The 16,921-nt window shown below is 41.7% G+C and carries 16 protein-coding genes; 8 read left to right on the top strand and 8 right to left on the bottom strand.

Going from position 1 to position 16,921, the window contains the following annotated elements; translation table 11 throughout:
- Positions 1 to 14 precede the first annotated feature (14 nt).
- Complete coding sequence (locus P2W71_RS09635) at positions 15 to 428, top strand: hypothetical protein (protein ID WP_276370195.1); 414 nt, start codon at positions 15 to 17, stop codon at positions 426 to 428.
- A 60-nt stretch (positions 429 to 488) separates the two neighbouring features.
- Here the strand turns inward: P2W71_RS09635 and P2W71_RS09630 are convergent, their stop codons facing one another.
- From P2W71_RS09630 to P2W71_RS09615, 4 genes are all read right to left on the bottom strand, one after another.
- Positions 489 to 1,622, bottom strand: a complete 1,134-nt coding sequence (locus tag P2W71_RS09630) for an efflux RND transporter periplasmic adaptor subunit (RefSeq protein ID WP_276370193.1) — start codon at positions 1,620 to 1,622, stop codon at positions 489 to 491.
- Complete coding sequence (locus tag P2W71_RS09625) at positions 1,623 to 2,861, bottom strand: TolC family protein (RefSeq protein ID WP_276370191.1); 1,239 nt, start codon at positions 2,859 to 2,861, stop codon at positions 1,623 to 1,625. It lies immediately after the preceding gene.
- 59 nt (positions 2,862 to 2,920) lie between these two features.
- The gene (locus P2W71_RS09620) at positions 2,921 to 6,058 is read right to left on the bottom strand and encodes a CusA/CzcA family heavy metal efflux RND transporter (protein WP_276370188.1); all 3,138 of its coding nucleotides are present in this window, start codon (positions 6,056 to 6,058) and stop codon (positions 2,921 to 2,923) included.
- Between the two features lie 89 nt (positions 6,059 to 6,147).
- A complete protein-coding gene (locus P2W71_RS09615) occupies positions 6,148 to 6,687 on the bottom strand; it encodes an NAD(P)H-dependent oxidoreductase (protein ID WP_276370186.1) in 540 nt (179 codons plus the stop codon).
- 217 nt (positions 6,688 to 6,904) lie between these two features.
- On the opposite strand from P2W71_RS09615, the gene P2W71_RS09610 reads away from it, so the two are divergent.
- Both P2W71_RS09610 and P2W71_RS09605 read left to right on the top strand, forming a co-directional pair.
- Positions 6,905 to 8,068 carry an MFS transporter gene (locus tag P2W71_RS09610; RefSeq protein WP_276370184.1) on the top strand — a complete coding sequence of 388 codons (1,164 nt, stop codon included), beginning with the start codon at positions 6,905 to 6,907 and terminating at the stop codon, positions 8,066 to 8,068.
- 27 nt (positions 8,069 to 8,095) lie between these two features.
- The gene (locus tag P2W71_RS09605) at positions 8,096 to 9,190 is read left to right on the top strand and encodes a VIT1/CCC1 transporter family protein (RefSeq protein ID WP_276370182.1); all 1,095 of its coding nucleotides are present in this window, start codon (positions 8,096 to 8,098) and stop codon (positions 9,188 to 9,190) included.
- A gap of 3 nt (positions 9,191 to 9,193) precedes the next feature.
- Here P2W71_RS09605 and P2W71_RS09600 read toward each other — a convergent pair whose 3' ends face one another.
- The 3 genes from P2W71_RS09600 to P2W71_RS09590 form a co-directional block, all read right to left on the bottom strand.
- On the bottom strand, positions 9,194 to 9,694 hold the full coding sequence (locus P2W71_RS09600) for a CDP-alcohol phosphatidyltransferase family protein (RefSeq protein WP_276370180.1): 501 nt from the start codon (positions 9,692 to 9,694) through the stop codon (positions 9,194 to 9,196).
- Between the two features lie 103 nt (positions 9,695 to 9,797).
- The gene (locus tag P2W71_RS09595; protein ID WP_276370177.1) at positions 9,798 to 10,451 is read right to left on the bottom strand and encodes a phosphoribosyltransferase family protein; all 654 of its coding nucleotides are present in this window, start codon (positions 10,449 to 10,451) and stop codon (positions 9,798 to 9,800) included.
- Positions 10,452 to 10,582: 131 nt separating this feature from the next.
- Positions 10,583 to 11,242 carry a hypothetical protein gene (locus P2W71_RS09590; protein WP_276370174.1) on the bottom strand — a complete coding sequence of 220 codons (660 nt, stop codon included), beginning with the start codon at positions 11,240 to 11,242 and terminating at the stop codon, positions 10,583 to 10,585.
- 159 nt (positions 11,243 to 11,401) lie between these two features.
- On the opposite strand from P2W71_RS09590, the gene P2W71_RS09585 reads away from it, so the two are divergent.
- Positions 11,402 to 12,244, top strand: a complete 843-nt coding sequence (locus P2W71_RS09585; protein ID WP_276370172.1) for a universal stress protein — start codon at positions 11,402 to 11,404, stop codon at positions 12,242 to 12,244.
- Position 12,245: 1 nt separating this feature from the next.
- Complete coding sequence (locus tag P2W71_RS09580) at positions 12,246 to 13,457, top strand: DUF6544 family protein (RefSeq protein WP_276370170.1); 1,212 nt, start codon at positions 12,246 to 12,248, stop codon at positions 13,455 to 13,457.
- Here P2W71_RS09580 and P2W71_RS09575 read toward each other — a convergent pair.
- Positions 13,454 to 14,191 carry a VIT1/CCC1 transporter family protein gene (locus tag P2W71_RS09575; protein ID WP_276370167.1) on the bottom strand — a complete coding sequence of 246 codons (738 nt, stop codon included), beginning with the start codon at positions 14,189 to 14,191 and terminating at the stop codon, positions 13,454 to 13,456. The two genes, P2W71_RS09580 and P2W71_RS09575, sit on opposite strands and share 4 nt — an antisense overlap.
- A gap of 155 nt (positions 14,192 to 14,346) precedes the next feature.
- Here P2W71_RS09575 and P2W71_RS09570 point away from each other — a divergent pair, with 155 nt between their 5' ends.
- Genes P2W71_RS09570 through P2W71_RS09560 form a run of 3 tightly spaced genes read left to right on the top strand, consistent with a single transcriptional unit; the run spans position 14,347 to position 16,903 of the window.
- A complete protein-coding gene (locus P2W71_RS09570; RefSeq protein WP_276370165.1) occupies positions 14,347 to 15,120 on the top strand; it encodes an ABC transporter permease in 774 nt (257 codons plus the stop codon).
- 8 nt (positions 15,121 to 15,128) lie between these two features.
- Complete coding sequence (locus tag P2W71_RS09565; protein WP_276370163.1) at positions 15,129 to 15,869, top strand: ATP-binding cassette domain-containing protein; 741 nt, start codon at positions 15,129 to 15,131, stop codon at positions 15,867 to 15,869.
- A 53-nt stretch (positions 15,870 to 15,922) separates the two neighbouring features.
- Positions 15,923 to 16,903 (top strand): MlaD family protein, encoded by a 981-nt coding sequence (locus P2W71_RS09560; protein WP_276370161.1) that lies wholly within the window; start codon positions 15,923 to 15,925, stop codon positions 16,901 to 16,903.
- Positions 16,904 to 16,921: the final 18 nt, after the last annotated feature.

Here is a 16,921-nt window from a genome sequence, read left to right as displayed (position 1 = left end):
AAAAATATACTTATATGATCTCTGCTGCATCAGTTACCACCAACTACATTCTTCAACCATCCTTATTGGAGAAACATCGAAGGACACTTAACTGGCTCTCCGCTACACTGCTATGGCAGCGGGAATTTAACTTTTTCCAAAAGCTACTGGATCAATACGCGTCCAAATTCACAGCCGTTGAGGACAAAAAGCAAATTGACCATTTCCAGAACTTATTGATCTACTATAAGAATGAGTTAATCGTCGATCTGCGAAAAAAACTCCGTGATCATGAAACCAGGCTCGCAGACATGCTTCAAACAAAGGACGAAACGAAAACAGAATACTTTAAAGAGCATGATGCCATCATGCAAGAACTTGAATCGTTCAACAATGCTTTTACAGAATATAAGGAAAATCTGTTTGGGTTTATCGAGCGGGCGATGTAAAGCGTTAAACTTTAACTTTCAGCGCGGTCTTGGCTGCAGTATTTGCTGAGCCCTTTCGGCTTACTCGTCTTGTGTGTTCTTTAGCATGCCCAGCAAATTGAACGCCCCACGGGTGACGACGGGCGATGCTTTATCATAACCTTCGGGAAATTCAACAGCCACATACTCGCCGGCGCTTTTACCTGTTTTTACTTTCGTCATTTTGAATTTGTTATTCGTTTCCTGCACAAATACAAAGTCGTCTCCTTCGAAGCTTACAACCGCGTCAGCCGGTAATACCTCTGCGTCCGCTGTTTCGCTTTCGATGCTGGCAGTAATATACATTCCAGGTAACAAATTCTCATCTTCCTTATCGAGATGGCAATGAACGCGTACTGTTCGCTCAGGACTTATTTCCTTCCCGATCAAATGTACAGTAGCCGTGCGGTTATTGTTTTCGTTGGCCAGTTTAAAAGTTACTTTTTGACCGATCTTGAGCGTGTGTATATCGCGTTCAAACACCTGCAATTCTGCATGCAGATGTTCCAGATTTACAATCTTGAAGATAACGTCGGCTGCATTTACAAACTGTCCGATGTTTACATTAACAACTGTAACATACCCGTTCAGCGGTGCATAAAGATGAATGGTAGATCTGATATTATCCTGCGTTAAAGACCCCGGTGAGATATTGATCATGCCAAGTTTTGCCTCCAGCCCTTTAACGATTGCCTGGGCACTTTGAAATTGTGACTTTGCTTGTTGTACTGTTTTTTGTGAGTTTACATTTTCTTTTGCGAGTTCCTGTTGACGTTGGTATTCGCTTTCCAGATATTCAAGTTTGCTTTTATTATCAAGGTAGTCCTGCTGCAACTGTATGTACTCCTGGTTTTCTAAAGAGACTAAGAGCTCACCTTTCTTTACTTTCATTCCCTGAAGTAATTTCGTGGATTTCACGAAACCTCCCATCGGCGCCGAGATGGTAACAAGATTTTGAGGAGGAACATCCAGCATACCATTTACGTGCAGCATTGTCCCAATTGCCTTACGCTCAATCTTCCCGATCCCAATATTTGCTGCTTTGTATTGATCAGGCGTTAACGTAATAATATCCGTGGAGGCCGACTCAACACTTTCTGTGGGTGGCTCACTTTGATTTTGTCCGCACGATACGAATAGGAAAGCTGCGATCGTTATCAGAATAACATTTCTCATTTATTTATTGCCGTTAAGGTACTGCAGGGTGACGATACTATTGTTATATTCATATAGTGCTAATAAATATTGCTCGCGGATGGATAAAACCTGCCGCAAGTTTTGCAGCAACGTGCTATAATCCAGTTCGCCGCTTTCAAAAGATCTTCTGCTTTGTTTGGAAATGAGGTCAGCTGTAATGAGCGCAGAGCTTCGCAGATACGTCAAGCTGTTTTTGTTTTTGTTTAATTCCTGAATAGCCTGGGAGTACTGTTGTGTGATATGTAACTGAGAGGCCTCTGCTTGCTTCTCTGCAGACTGTGCTGCAAGATTCGCTGCCTTCACTTTCGATGTGTGAGGCGCAAACCATAACGGAAAAGATAGACCCACCTGGAAACCCTGAAATCTTTTATCCGATCCATAATAAATTTCCTGGCCTTCTATATTCTGAAAACCAATTAAGGTTTGATTAAAATATCCGAAGCGCAAATCTGGTAGCATGCGCGCCGCTTCAACCTTCCTTTGTTGATCAGCAATCAAAACATTCTGTTTTGCTAAAATGATATTCGGGTTTTCCAATGCATCGACAGAGTCAATTTGAAAATCCGTCACGAAAGTCTCCAACACACCAGTTACATCTTTGATTTCAGGAGACTGCGTTAGCAGCTGTAGGTGTCGGATTGTGGTTTGAATATCCGCCGCATTTCGGTGAAGCTGATTTTTCATTTCAACCAACTGGGTTTCGGCTGTAGTTTTACCAAGCAAGGTACCCTCACCGGTTCTATATTGTACATCGGCAATTCTTACTAAATGTACCAGCAATGAATCTTGTTTTAACAAGGCTTGCTCCCTGGCTTTGAAGTAAAGCAATTGATTTACCGTTTGCTTTACCTGAAAAATCGTTTCATTCCGTGTAATAGTCTCTTGCAATTCCGAGTGCCTAACCTCCATACTATTTAGCGTATGCTGCCGGCCTAAAAGTGTAGGAAATGGAATGCTTTGGCTGATGGTAATGTTGTTATCTTTTTTTTGAACACTGTTATACTGTCCGTAAAGCAATGACACCTCGGTCTTTGGGATATCCAGCGCTGTGCGTTTTAAAGCGGATCTTGTTTTCACATCCAGTGAAGCGGCTTGCACCGCGGGATTTTTTTCTAACGCCAGGGCTATCACTTCATTTACTGTTGGCGCTGCCTGCTGAGCTACCGCCGAAAATATGAAGCAGCTATATAGCAATAATAATATCAGAAACTTTTTCATTGCCTGGCAGTTATAACGGTCACAGAAGAGAAGTTTGTTTGGGAAATATTCATGATTTCTTAATTAATTTCCTGATGCTTCGATTTCATTATAAATTTTTCCACTGCAAAATATAATACCGGGAGAACAACCAGTGTCAATAACGTTGCACTGATTAAACCACCGATCACGACGGTCGCTAACGGCTTCTGCACTTCAGCACCGCTGCCGTGCGAAAGCGCCATTGGCAAGAAACCCAACGACGCTACAGTAGCCGTCATGAGCACGGGACGTAAACGAGTTGAAGTTCCTTTCATAATAATTTCACGAAGGTCGCTGATTCCCTCTTTTCTTAAGCGATTAAATTCAGCGATGAGTACGATGCCGTTCAATACTGCGACACCAAAAAGCGCAATAAAACCAATACCTGCGGAGATGCTGAAAGGCATTGACCTCAACCACAAAGCCAAGATACCGCCGATAGCTGAAAGGGGAATGGCTGTAAAAATCAGAAGGCCTTGCTTCACTGACCCAAATGTAAAATACAGAAGAATAAAAATAAGAATGAGTGCTACCGGAACGGCTATAGTTAATCTGGCGGTGGCTTCTTGCAAATTTTGGAACGCCCCGCCATAAGTCACATAATAACCGGGTGCAAAGCTCAGACTGCTCTGCACCTTGCGCTGCAATTCATTCACAATGCTTTCTACATCTCTGCCCCGTGTATTGAATCCTACAACAATTCTTCGCTTGGCATCGTCGCGTTGAATTTGATTCGGACCAGCTTCCATTGTTACCTCTGCCACTTGCGTTAATGGCAGATGGCGGCCGTCATTGGTAGTGATATAAAGATTGCGCACGTCGTCAATGGATTTCCGGTTCGCAATGTCAAGCCTTACGGTAATATCGAACCGTTTTTCACCTTCAAACAACAATCCTGCACTTTGACCCGCCATCGCGGTATTAATGGTTTCATTCACCTGCTGAATAGTAAGTCCATACCTAGAAAGCTGTTCCCGTTTCATCCGGATGATGATCTGTGGAAGCCCTGTAATATTTTCTATAAAAAGGCTCTCCGTTCCCTCGATGTTGGCAACAAGTTTCCCGATTGCAGCAGCATAATGCGTTAGTTCATCAAGATCCTCACCATATACTTTTACAACGACATCCTGACGGGCGCCGGTCATCAGTTCATTAAACCGCATTTGAATCGGATGCTGAAACCCAAACCAAACGCCAGGAACATTTTCGCTTAATACCTTTTGCATTTTTCCAATTAATTCATCTTTGGTTTTCGCGCTTACCCATTCCGACTTGTCCTTCATCACTACCATCATGTCAGCCGCTTCAATGGGCATGGGATCAGTAGGAATTTCTCCGGAACCGATTTTTCCAATTACCTTTTCAACTTCAGGGAAATGTTTTAGCAATACTTCCTCACCACGCAGTGTAGCCTCAACGGTAGATGTCAAACTGCTGCCGGTAAGAATGCGGGTATCCACCGCAAAATCTCCCTCATCCAGCTCAGGTAGAAATTCGCCGCCAAGGGTCGAAAAAATATAAAGACTGACGGTAAGCAACACAACAGAAGCACCGATGATGACGACCCGCTTGTTCAATGACCATTTCAACAACGGTTCATAGTACTTATGCAGCTTATCAATGATCCTGTCTGAAATATTCTTTTTGTGAACAGGATTCCTACTCAGAAAAAGCGTGGATGCTAACGGCACATACGTAAGTGATAAGATGAACGCTCCCATGATGGCAAAAATTACGGTCTGTGCCATGGGTTTAAACATTTTTCCTTCGATACCTACCAGGGACAGAATCGGTAGGTACACAATGAGAATAATGATCTGACCGAATGCCGCAGCACTCATCATTTTTTTCGCCGATATCTTAACTTCTTCATCCATTTGTGCCTGCGAAAGCCTTACTTTAAAATTGGAAGAAGCAATATGAAACAATGTAGCTTCGACAATAATAACGGCGCCGTCTACGATTAGTCCAAAATCAATTGCCCCTAAACTCATCAGGTTGCCGGAAACTCCAAACAAGTTCATCATACTTATGGCAAATAACATAGCCAGTGGTATCACCGACGCGACCACCAGACCGGCACGAAGATTTCCCAATAACAAAACGAGAACAAGAATGACGATCAGCGCACCTTCTGCAAGGTTTTTAGTTACGGTTGCAATGGCGTTGTTAACCAGCTTGGTTCGATCCAGAAAAGGTTCAATGGTTACTCCTTCAGGCATCGTGGTTTTGATTTGTTCAATCCTGTCTTTCACATTTGCAATAACTTCCGAAGAGTTCGCTCCTTTTAACATCATCACTACCGCTCCAACCGTTTCACCTTTTCCATTTTCGGTCATTGCCCCGTAGCGTATCGCGTGACCTAGCTTTATCGTTGCTACGTCGCGGATTAGCAGCGGTACGCCCGACTCCAAATTCCGTACGACGATGTTGCTAATATCTTCTTCCGACTGAATGAGTCCTTCACTTCGAATAAAATAGGCACTCGTACTTTTTTCGATGTATGCGCCCCCTGTGTTCTGATTATTCGCCTCCAGTGCCCGGAAAACTTCACTCACCGACAGATTGAGGCTACGCAATTTTTCCGGGTTAAGGGCAACCTCATATTGCTTCAGGTATCCGCCGAAGCTACTTACATCTGCCACTCCCTTGGTACCTAACAATTGCCTTCGTACAATCCAATCCTGGATCGTTCTCAATTCCATGATAGAATATTGCTTTTCATAGCCGGGCTTCACTTCGATAACGTATTGATAGATTTCGCCCAGCCCAGTCGTGACGGGAGCTATTTCCGGTGTGCCGACGCCAGGTGGTATTTGTTTTTTGGCTTCTGTTAGCCGCTCGCTTACTTGCTGCCGTGCCCAGTACACATCCGTTGCATCAGAAAATACAATAGTAACAACTGACAATCCAAACCGTGAAAATGAACGAATCTCCTCGATGCCCGGAATGGTAGCCATGGTCTGCTCAACCGGAAATGTTACCAAACGTTCGATATCCAATGCAGCCTGGGACGGGGCAGAAGTCAGAACTAAGACCTGATTGTTTGTTATATCGGGTACTGCGTCAATGGGAAGCTGTGTAACAGAATAACTTCCCCACGCAATCAGAATAAGTATAAATAACCCAACCAACAGCTTATTATGAATCGAGAAATTAATAATAGCGTTAAGCATAGCAGCGAGTTAATTGACTGTATTGCGCTGAAATAGTCAGCATTCGATTCATTTCCTTCATCAGATAAACCGGGTGAAAGAGATGCAGGTCAAATATATTTGAATTGTTTGGATACAACCGTAATATATTTTTCTATTTCAGGAGCAAAAACTACAAAATCTTTTGGTTGTAACCTGTATGGCGTCACATACTTGATTTTATTTTTTTGATCAGCGGGCAACAAATCATTTATCCAAAGCTCTGTAACGATGACTGGTTTTTTTCGAAGTAAGTTGGTCAGCTGTGTCTGTATTTTCTCCTTCTGATTTTCAACGCCGGAGCAAACACAAATGAATGAATAGTCATGAATGTTTTCTTTTTCCAAAAGAAGAAGCGATTTCAGGGGAGAAGCAATTTTTCCAGCCCATATTGGCGCTATTAAAATAATATGATCATACTCCTCCAAATTCTTCCCGATATTATTGATGCGGGGTGTTCGATTGAACATCACATCAAACAAAATTGTCATATCCTTTCTTTTTTTGGATTCAATGATTTTTACCGCTTCGCATCCTAATCTTTTTTTGAGATCATCAACGAGCATTTCATTGTTGCCCGAGAAAGAAAAGTAAATGATGAGTAGCTTCATATGTGTATTGAATCTGACAACCCGAAGTTGGATAAGACCTTACTTAAACATCCCAAAGGAAAGGATGATCATGCACCATTGCTATGATTTGAATCAAGGATAAATCTGACTTCAATCAGCTATTTGAGAAACGATGATTATTTACATTCGCGATATGGCGCAAAGGAGTTTCTCAATCACTCGATGAAAGCCGGCAATCAGAAATCCAACAGCCACTGTGAAATATATTACCCGAACGATCTGGATTCTATCAATTATTAGTCTGCTGACCGATACAGCCAGTGAGATGCTTTATCCTATCATGCCGCTCTATCTTAAATCCATCGGGTTCTCCGTTGTACTTATCGGGGTACTCGAAGGTGTCGCAGAAGCCACCGCAGGTTTAAGCAAAGGATATTTTGGAAAATTGTCTGACACTACACGAAAGCGTGTGCCCTTTGTTCAAGTCGGTTACGCATTCAGTGCGATTTCTAAACCGATGATGGCGATATTTACTTATCCCATTTGGATATTTTTCGCGAGGACCCTTGACCGTTTTGGAAAAGGAATAAGAACAGGAGCCAGAGATGCCTTACTTTCCGACGAAGCCACGACCGACACAAAGGGTAAGATCTTCGGCTTTCATCGTTCTATGGATACCGTTGGCGCTGTGTTGGGACCCTCGTTAGCGCTGGCCTATTTGTACTTTTATCCTGAAGAATACAAGGCACTTTTTTTTATTGCGTTTATCCCCGGTGTGTTTGCTGTTTTTGCATCGTTGCTGATAAAGGACAAAAAATCTTTTGAGCAAAAGTCGAAAGTATCAACTCCTTTTTTTTCATTTCTCCATTATTGGAATGATAGTCCTAAGGTGTACCGAAAGTTAGTTATCGGGCTCCTGATATTTACGTTGTTTAATAGTTCGGATGTTTTTCTTCTACTGAAAGCAAGAGAAGCAGGCATTTCAGATACCCAGGTGATAGGTGTATATATTTTCTACAATCTCATTTTTGCTTTATGCGCTTTCCCAATAGGTATTGTTGCTGACCGCAGTGGATTAAAAGTGATTTTTATTATAGGGCTCGCCATATTTACCCTGGTATATTTGGGTATGGCCTTCAACACCAACTTGTATATATTCTTTGGACTGTTCTTTCTTTATGGGGTCTATGCTGCTGCAACCGAAGGAATTTCAAAAGCATGGATTTCTAACATCACCGACAAAAAAGACACGGCGACTGCCATCGGAACGTACACTGGACTCCAAAGTATTTGCACCCTGTTGGCAAGTTCTCTGACGGGCCTGCTTTGGTTTCACTTCAATTCAATGGTTGCCCTTTTAGTCACAGCAACTGTTACGTTATGTGTAATCGTTTACTTTTTAACAGTTCCCAAACCATAATATCGTCATGCCGAACTCAACACAATTATGAAAAATCGAAACATACAAACTGAAATAGACGCAGGGTTTCTTTATCAAAAACTCGCCGAACATGAGACCGATGAGACGATGGCCAATGTTTTCCGGCAAATGAGCAACATTGAAAAAAGTCATGCGGAAGCCTTTGCCAAAAAAGAGAACATCAGCTTAAAAGAATCAATGCAGCCTTCCTGGCGCGCAAAAACCATAAATTCTATTGGAAAGATATTCGGATACAATTATGTGTTGGGTACTTTAATGGATACCGAAAAGAGCATTTCGAATGCTATGATCAATCAGAAACAGGCAAAAAACCAAAAACTCACGGGAACAGAATCGACGCATGTAAAAATTCTCCGCGCGATACTTGAAAAAGAAAAGAACGTAACTGGCGCTCAAATCTCCAAATTTGAAAGCAGGCATCGTTCCGTTGGCGGGAATGCGATCAGGGCAGCCGTTCTTGGCGGCAATGATGGCTTGATTTCAAATTTTAGTTTGGTTATGGGTGTAGCGGGAGCGGCGAGCAATCAGGAAGGAGTTTTATTAGCCGGAATTGCAGGGTTATTAGCGGGATCACTTTCAATGGCATTGGGAGAATGGATTTCGGTTAAGAGCTCGCAAGAGTTGTATGAAAATCAAATGCAAATAGAAATGGAGGAATTGGAAACCAACCCTGAGGCTGAGGAAAAAGAAATTGCGTTGATTTACATGGCTAAAGGTATACCAGAAGATCAGGCCAATAAAATCGCAAAGGATGTTATGAGTAATAAGAATGAGGCCCACGACATATTGGTGAAAGAGGAACTTGGAATTGATGTTGAGGATTTAAAAGGCTCGGCAATTGAAGCAGCCATTTACTCTTTTATACTTTTTGCCATTGGCGCTGTCATTCCGGTCTTACCCTTCATGTTTATCAACGGAATGAAGGCTATTGCACTTAGCACATTACTTAGCGCTGCTGGTCTGTTTTTGATTGGTGCAGCCATTACATTATTTACAGGGAAAAATGTTTGGTATTCGGGATTAAGACAAGTGTTATTTGGATTGGCGGCAGCAGCGATAACGTTCGGCATTGGAAAATTGATTGGCGTATCCGTCGCCTAGCATTTATTTCTTATTCTTCAACACCCAATAAAGCCCCCTGACATCTGCTTTCCACGTAGGTAATAGAACGACCAAAATGATTTCTTCTATTAATTGAAGTCCTGTGATGACGATGGCACCATAGAAAGCCAGGTGTATTGGTCCCCATTGAAAAAACATCAAAATAAAAAAAGCTGCCTGAGCTACTGCTGCGGTCTTGGCCATGTAGGTGTGAAAACTCGTAATTCTTTTGTAGGCAACTAAAGCCGCAACGGTCTGGATACCGAATAAAAGAAAAACACAGGCAATGGCGATCCATTCACGAATCATAAATTCGGGATAAATTATCCAGAGCGCAATAATGGAAATAAACACCGTAGCATCATCGGCAACAGAATCCAGACGCGCACCAAAAACACTGGTTACCTTGAATTTTCTGGACAACGGTCCGTCTATAGCATCTGTAAAAAAACTTAAACCCACAAGCCACCGAAACCAATCTAACGATCCATTCCAAGCCAGCAAAAGTAAAAGGGAGCAGATACCAGCCTATACATGGTTATTCCGTTTACCACGTAATAACTAACATGTACATTGTTGTTATTTCCAGAGGATGCTGTCGGCTCCATTAAACAGCGATTTCAGAAACTGATTCCAGCAGCATGCTTTTCACATCCTCCTTTTTTACTTTAGGGAAAGCAGCAGCCATGTTACAAATTCGCTGAACGTTTCGATCCTTGTACAAAAAGACAACCTCATCTACTTCCCTGGTAATATCACAAAGCGCTTCGTCTGTGATAAATGCAACGGAAAAAATGATCTTAGCAGGATTTTGTTTTTGAATACCCTTCAATAAGGCCATTACAGCATCGCTATTCAAAATAACATCATCAACGATAATAACAGTTTTATCGGCGAAATCACCCTTCGGTTGAATGGCGTTATAAACATTGAATTCGTCGGCAATATTGCTTTTCAGTGTTTGGATTTGATGATATAGATAGTTCTGAGGGACATCCAATATATCGTCGTGGATGTATACATCATCAACACTGATTGACCCAATAGACTTTAATACCTTACCGGGCCGAGAGATCATGCGACAAGGCATGACATAAAAATCAAGATTTAAATGATCGGCGAGACAAAATCCAATGGGAACACCACCAAAAGGAATCGCGATAACCTGCGCGTCAGTGTTTTTATGGCGCATCAGCTTATCGCTCAGCAAAAGCGCAGCATGTTTCCGGCTGCTGATATCAACATCATGTTCAAATATCATAGTAGGGAATTGAGATATAAAAATATCTCTGCAGGCTCTGCAATGGAATGACCGAATTCAATACTGGATATGATTTACATCAGTAGTTTAATCAATGTTCCTCCAATGGCGCGGGTTCGTTGCTGACATATTTACGCTTCGGAAAGTCGTTTGACCGTCCTCAGCATTTTTTGTTCCATAATGAAATGCGGAATTTCATAGGTAAAATAGCGCAACACTCTTTTACCAATTGTCTCGTCTTCTGTCGAGCGTGCAATTAGCCAGGTTGACTCCTCGTCTTGAGGAACGAGATAAAAACTCCAGGCTCCTGTTGCTGTTTGCCCATTTTGAATCCTCATATAATCCTGATCACCGACCATAATGACTGATTTTTCCGGAATTACCTCAGCGAATATTTGGTGGCCCTTTCCCTTGTAACGACGCTTGTTAGCTAGCCATATGGTATCACCCTGCATTCTCGGTTTTTGAAATTCCGGTCTGATGACATACGTATTTTTCATGTCTGCCAGAACAATGTTTTCTAACCACGTGTAACTGTACATTCCTCCGCGTTCCTGACCCATTTGTACCAGCCATGGCCAGATTTTATCAGGCGTGGTGTGGATTAGCACGGCACGGGTATGCGATCGTCCATTAATAAATCGGTCTCCGCTCAATGTTAACTTCTCGATTTTTTTCGGTGCGCCCCAATCCAACATCCAGGGTCGAATTACAAAATGATGGACAATAAGCAAGAGGAAAAAAACGCCAAAGAATTTTCCCAACCTCGTATAGCGTGTTCTTTTGTTCATGTTACAAATGTAAAGCAGTGCAAACGGCAATGCACTGATCGTTATCAACTTCACATACATTTTGCGCATGTGGAAGTTGATAAAAGTCAGTTGGTGATTTGACTATACTCATTAAAAACATCTTCCGTTCCCCCAATCTTTGAGAAAAAAAGAAAAGCCATGAAGAAAATTCTTGTTCCATGTGATTTCTCTTCCACCGCGCGGGAAGCCTTTAAGTTTGCAGCGAATATGGTAGCAAAGAACAAAGGAGAAATCTATGTGCTGTATGTCGTCGATAACACGTACATGAATAACGCAACGTCAGAGTTATCTCATACGGCGGCCTTTAGCGGTGTATTCATGCAGAAATTGGAAGAACAACTGAATGAAAAATTCGTACTGCTAAAAAACGAATATGCCTCACCAGACGCTACCATTACTTTTAAAATAGATATTGGAACACTCACGCAGAGTATAGAGACCTATGTGGCAGAAAAAAAAATTGACTTAATTGTCATGGGCACGCACGGCGCCAGCGGTCTTAAAGAGTTTTTCGTGGGTTCTAATACAGAAAAGATTGTTCGTTACTCAACTGTTCCCGTAGTGGCTGTACCACTCGGCTCTCAATTCGACTCCATCGATAACATAGTTTTTCCAGTTGTACCAACGCAACGGGCTAATAATTTTATCCATGAGGTAAAAGCAATTCAAAATTTCTTTCACGCAAAACTTCAAATTCTCTGGATTAACACCCCGCATATTTTTAAGTCGGATGATGAAGCAATGGAAGATCTACAGGAATTTGCAGAGCATCACCATTTCCATGATTATTCTTTAAATGTTCGAAACGATCACTCTGAACAAGAAGGAATTCTACGGTTCGCCCGTGAAATACAGGCCGGCCTTATATTTATGCCAACCCACAGTCGAAAGGGACTAGTTCATTGGCTAACAGGCAGCATAACAGAAAATGTTGTCAATCACGTTCAATGCCCGGTCTGGACTTATTCAATTAAAGATTAAAATGATGCGCTTTATTTTTAATTTTTTGTTTTTTATTCATGGATTAGTACACTTCCTAGCATTTGCCGGAGAATGGAAATTGCCTATAGCCAAATCGTTCGATGGCCGTGCCATGATTTCCCTGAGCACTTTTGGGTCAAAAGCAGTGGGCCTGGGCTGGTTGCTTACAAGTATTGGACTAATGTTCTCGCTGTATTTGTATTATCAAAAGAAACAATGGTGGTGGACACTTAGTGCATGCTGCCTGGTTATTTCACAATCCCTTATCATCCTTTATTGGAATGATGCAAAATATGGAACAGCTATAAATATTGTCTTGCTGATCCCAGTACTGTTGTCATACTTTCAGCAGCAATTCGACCGTCGCGTTGACCATGAGATCAAAAGTTTGTTATCTGCTCAGCCGAATACCAGTAGTCCTACAGTTACGCTGAACCATATTCAATACCTACCTCCTGTCGTTCAAAAATGGCTAATCCGTTCAAACATAATCGGTAAAGTAAAACCTCCGCTTGTCCATTTATATCAAAAGGGAATGATGCGTTCAAAACCACAGGCTTCGTGGATGAAGATGGACGCTGAACAATTTATTACAACGGACACACCAGGCTTTGTTTGGAAAACAACCATTAATTCTGATAATTTTTTTACAATTAGCGGGTGTGATAAATTAACGAATGGGCATGGAAACATGTTCATTAAAGCCATGAATGTGATCCCAATTGCCAATAGCCAGGGCAAAGAAATTGATCAGGGAACCTGGATGCGTTACCTGGCGGAAATCATGTGGTGCCCAAGCGTGGCATTGAGTGAATTCATCCGGTGGGAATACGTGAGTGATGCAAGCGCACGTGCCATCCTGCAAAACGGTAAAGACGTTGCATCGGGTTTATTTTCCTTTGACAAAAATGGTGATGTAGTCGGATTCGAAGGAAAAAGATATGGAGACTTTAATGACTTATTCATTTTGGAGACATGGTCCATACGGGTAACTGGTTACCGGGAATTTAATGGCATACGTATCGCGAACAAAAGTGAGGTTACCTGGAAATTAAAACAGGGCGATTTTACATGGCTAAAAATGGAAGTGACCGCTATTGAATATACCAGTAACAACTCGTCACAAGCCATTTCCTCCGCGCCTCTTATTAAAGAAGCGAATAAAACTGTAACAGAAGAAAATAAGAAACATTTTCAACTTGAACATTCTTAAGGTGAAGTCAATATTTTTTCAAGGTAATCGCCCAATAAATAAGCTGCCGTTGCTGCTGATGCGCCTAGGACCAACGTCTCCAATATGCTTCTCATTAACCCAATTTGGGTAACATATGTCTTGATATAACCGATGACAATAAAGGCCATGAGGGTTACGATGGAGGAAAGAAGGAACGGTTCAAGTGCTAACTTTCCCGCGTAAGCCAGAATGTATACTACCAATGGTAATCCGCCGGCAACAATAAAGGACAGTAATGTCGAAAGGCCCGCACGAAAAGGAGATTTTTTTTCTACTGTGAGCCCAAGCTCATCCTTCATCATGGTGTCAATCCATACTTGCTTATTGGATGTGATTCGGTTAACAACCATTTCTAATTCCAGGCCTTCAAAACCTTTAGCTTTATAGATATCAATTACTTCCTGTCGTTCTATGTCCGGCATGTTTTCAATTTCCCATTCCTCAATGCGCAGGTGTTTGTTATAATTGTCCTGCTCGGATTTTTTGGACAGGTAACTTCCTATAGACATGGAAAGTCCATCGGCCAATAAGTTTGAAACACCCAATATTAAAATCACCTTAATGGAAAGATCAGCCCCCGCCGAACCCGCCACTACTGCAAACGTGGTAACGATCCCATCCATAGATCCATAGACTATCTCAGGCAAATATTTCTCAAATCGCAGCATCCAGCTACTGGATGAATGATAACCTTCCTGAATCTCATTTTCCATGTTATAGCATTAGTTACCAAAGGTACATGTTTAGGAGTTTGCGGGTGCATCCTGTGCTGCAAGTATGACAATTATCAGGAACTTCATTGACTATCATCAAGGGAAAAGTTTCTTATCTATCTGAATTTCGGGTAACTGAAGGATAAACTGATTACATGAAAGGGTCACTATTAAAACGTTTTAAATTTCTAGATGAAATGGGTGATATCGCCCGCTTTACCGGACGTTTTTTTAGGGAGATCACTAAACCACGGCAGGAATACGAGGAATTTTTCCGTCAGTGTTATTGGATTGGATACAAATCATTACCGCTGGTAGGTATCACCGCCCTGATCATGGGCCTGGTACTTACAATTCAATCCAGGCCAACCTTAGTAGAGTTTGGGGCTGAATCTCTTTTACCATCGATGGTGTCTGTGTCGTTGATCCGAGAAATTTCGCCCGTTATTACTGCACTGATTTGCGCCGGAAAAATAGGTTCCGGAATGGGAGCCGAATTAGGATCCATGCGGGTAACCGAGCAGATAGACGCGATGGACGTGTCTGGAACCAATCCTTTTAAATATCTGGTGGTAACACGCGTTGCAGCTGCAACCTTAATGCTACCTGTTTTATCAAATCTGTCAAATGCAATCGCATTGTATGGGGGATACATCGGTGTGAATATCCGCGGGCATGTAAGCTGGTATTTATACTGGACACAAGTATTCAATGCCCTCAGCTTTGGCGATGCGGTACCCTCCTTAATTAAGACTTTCTTCTTCGGATTTGCTATCGGAATTATTGGATGTTATAAAGGATACAACACGAAATATGGAACGGAAGGCGTGGGCAGAGCTGCCAATGCAGCTGTCGTGCTTTCATCGCTACTTGTGTTTATCATTGATTTGATAGCGGTACAGATATCAGATTTATTAAACCTAACTTAATACGAAGGATGGACGCTCCTGTTATTGAAATAGAAAATCTTTCCAAATCCTTCGGTGACAATCATGTTTTAAGAAACTTTTCAATGAAAGTACCAGCGGGAAAAAATTTGGTGATTCTTGGTAAGTCCGGTTCGGGAAAATCGGTACTTATTAAATGCGTCATCAGTCTGATAACGCCAGATGAAGGTACGATAAAGATTTTCGGAGAAGATATTTCCAAATACGATTCCGATGAGCTGGATAAACTGCGTGCCCGGATTGGCTTTCTTTTTCAGAGCAATGCGTTGTATGATTCGATGACTGTCAGGGAAAACCTAGAGTTTCCGTTGCGCAGGCACTGGAATAAAGAACAGCGCGTAAAAGGTGCTGAGCAGGCAGTAATGGAAGTTCTTGAAGACGTCGGGCTCAGCCACACCGTTGACATGATGCCCTCCGAGCTTTCGGGCGGGATGAGAAAGCGTATTGCATTGGCACGCACCCTTATTCTTCAGCCACAGATTATTTTGTACGATGAACCCACCACAGGGTTAGATCCAATTACCGCGCGGGAAATAAGCCATTTGATATTGCAGGTACAGAAGAAATATAATGCCACATCCATTATCATTTCTCACGATATGAATTGCATTAACATAACTTCTAACAGCGTGATTATGCTTATTGAGGGAAAACGATATGCGGAAGATACATACGCCAACTTACAGCATTATGATGATCCTAAAATTCATGAGTTCTTTTTAACAGTATAAACGACGCAATTACCCCGGCGGATATTTTAAAATAAGGTGAACTGCCATACATTATGAAAACAAAAAAACTACATAACGTTCAACTTGGCTTATTCGTCCTCGCAGGAATAGTCTTTCTAGTTTTTATGCTTTACATGCTGAGCAAGAACCGAAATCTTTTAGGCTCAACATTTACCGTTAAGGCAATCGTTTCAAATGTAAATGGTCTGGTTCCTGGTAACAACGTTCGGTTTAAAGGAATAGATGTTGGTACTGTAAAGTCCATCGATATCATCAATGATACCGCGATTTATGTCAACATGACGATAGATTCAAAAATGCGATCTTTTATTAAACAAAATGCTGTGGCATCAATCGGAACAGATGGTTTGATGGGCAATAAATTAATAAATATCAATTCGAAACCGGGCGAATCAAAACCTGTTCAAGAAGGTGATGTTATACTTTCAGTTAAACCGGTAGAAACGGATGAAATGCTGCGAACCTTAAATACAACAAACAACAACATCGAACGCATTACAGATAACCTGCGGCAAATCACGTTCAAGCTAAACAACAGCAATAGCCTCTGGAGTCTTTTGTCAGATACTGCCATTAGTCAAGACTTGAAAATGACCGTTTCTAATTTCAGGAGAGCAGGATCCAATACGGAGCGATTAACAAGTAATGCCGAACACATTGTAACGCGTCTCGAAGAAGGAAACGGAATAGTATCTGCATTGTTTACAGATACGGTGATGGTAAGTCAACTCAATCAATCCTTATCGACGATACAAAAAGCCAGCGAACAAACTTCTGTAATGATGCAAGATTTAAAGAAAGTTGTTGAAAATATGAAACAGGGAGAAGGAACTGCAGGAATGCTATTAACCGATACGACGATGAGAAATTCTCTGGAAAAAAGTATCAAAAGCGTAGAACAGGGCACAGACAGGTTTAATGAAAATATGGAAGCGTTAAAATCAAATTTTCTTTTCCGAAGATATTTTAAGAAACAAGAGAAGCAGAAAAAGCAAGCTGAAAAAAGAAATTAAGTATATCGATATCGGTTA

This window comes from Chryseolinea sp. H1M3-3 (assembly GCF_029360725.1).
Classification (GTDB): domain Bacteria; phylum Bacteroidota; class Bacteroidia; order Cytophagales; family Cyclobacteriaceae; genus Chryseolinea.
Note: the sequence above shows the minus strand (reverse complement) of the source record. Positions and strands in the feature narration are given on the sequence as shown.

What these genes read in the sequence shown, in the direction of transcription:
- P2W71_RS09590 (WP_276370174.1), bottom strand. Translation starts at nt 11,242, where the DNA reads ATGAACAAAAGAACACGCTATACGAGGTTGGGAAAATTCTTTGGCGTT.
- P2W71_RS09630 (WP_276370193.1), bottom strand. Translation starts at nt 1,622, where the DNA reads ATGAGAAATGTTATTCTGATAACGATCGCAGCTTTCCTATTCGTATCG.
- P2W71_RS09635 (WP_276370195.1), top strand. Translation starts at nt 15, where the DNA reads ATGATCTCTGCTGCATCAGTTACCACCAACTACATTCTTCAACCATCC.
- P2W71_RS09560 (WP_276370161.1), top strand. Translation starts at nt 15,923, where the DNA reads ATGAAAACAAAAAAACTACATAACGTTCAACTTGGCTTATTCGTCCTC.
- P2W71_RS09625 (WP_276370191.1), bottom strand. Translation starts at nt 2,861, where the DNA reads ATGAAAAAGTTTCTGATATTATTATTGCTATATAGCTGCTTCATATTT.
- P2W71_RS09620 (WP_276370188.1), bottom strand. Translation starts at nt 6,058, where the DNA reads ATGCTTAACGCTATTATTAATTTCTCGATTCATAATAAGCTGTTGGTT.
- P2W71_RS09595 (WP_276370177.1), bottom strand. Translation starts at nt 10,451, where the DNA reads ATGATATTTGAACATGATGTTGATATCAGCAGCCGGAAACATGCTGCG.
- P2W71_RS09605 (WP_276370182.1), top strand. Translation starts at nt 8,096, where the DNA reads ATGAAAAATCGAAACATACAAACTGAAATAGACGCAGGGTTTCTTTAT.
- P2W71_RS09575 (WP_276370167.1), bottom strand. Translation starts at nt 14,191, where the DNA reads ATGGAAAATGAGATTCAGGAAGGTTATCATTCATCCAGTAGCTGGATG.
- P2W71_RS09585 (WP_276370172.1), top strand. Translation starts at nt 11,402, where the DNA reads ATGAAGAAAATTCTTGTTCCATGTGATTTCTCTTCCACCGCGCGGGAA.
- P2W71_RS09615 (WP_276370186.1), bottom strand. Translation starts at nt 6,687, where the DNA reads ATGAAGCTACTCATCATTTACTTTTCTTTCTCGGGCAACAATGAAATG.
- P2W71_RS09565 (WP_276370163.1), top strand. Translation starts at nt 15,129, where the DNA reads ATGGACGCTCCTGTTATTGAAATAGAAAATCTTTCCAAATCCTTCGGT.
- P2W71_RS09580 (WP_276370170.1), top strand. Translation starts at nt 12,246, where the DNA reads ATGATGCGCTTTATTTTTAATTTTTTGTTTTTTATTCATGGATTAGTA.
- P2W71_RS09570 (WP_276370165.1), top strand. Translation starts at nt 14,347, where the DNA reads ATGAAAGGGTCACTATTAAAACGTTTTAAATTTCTAGATGAAATGGGT.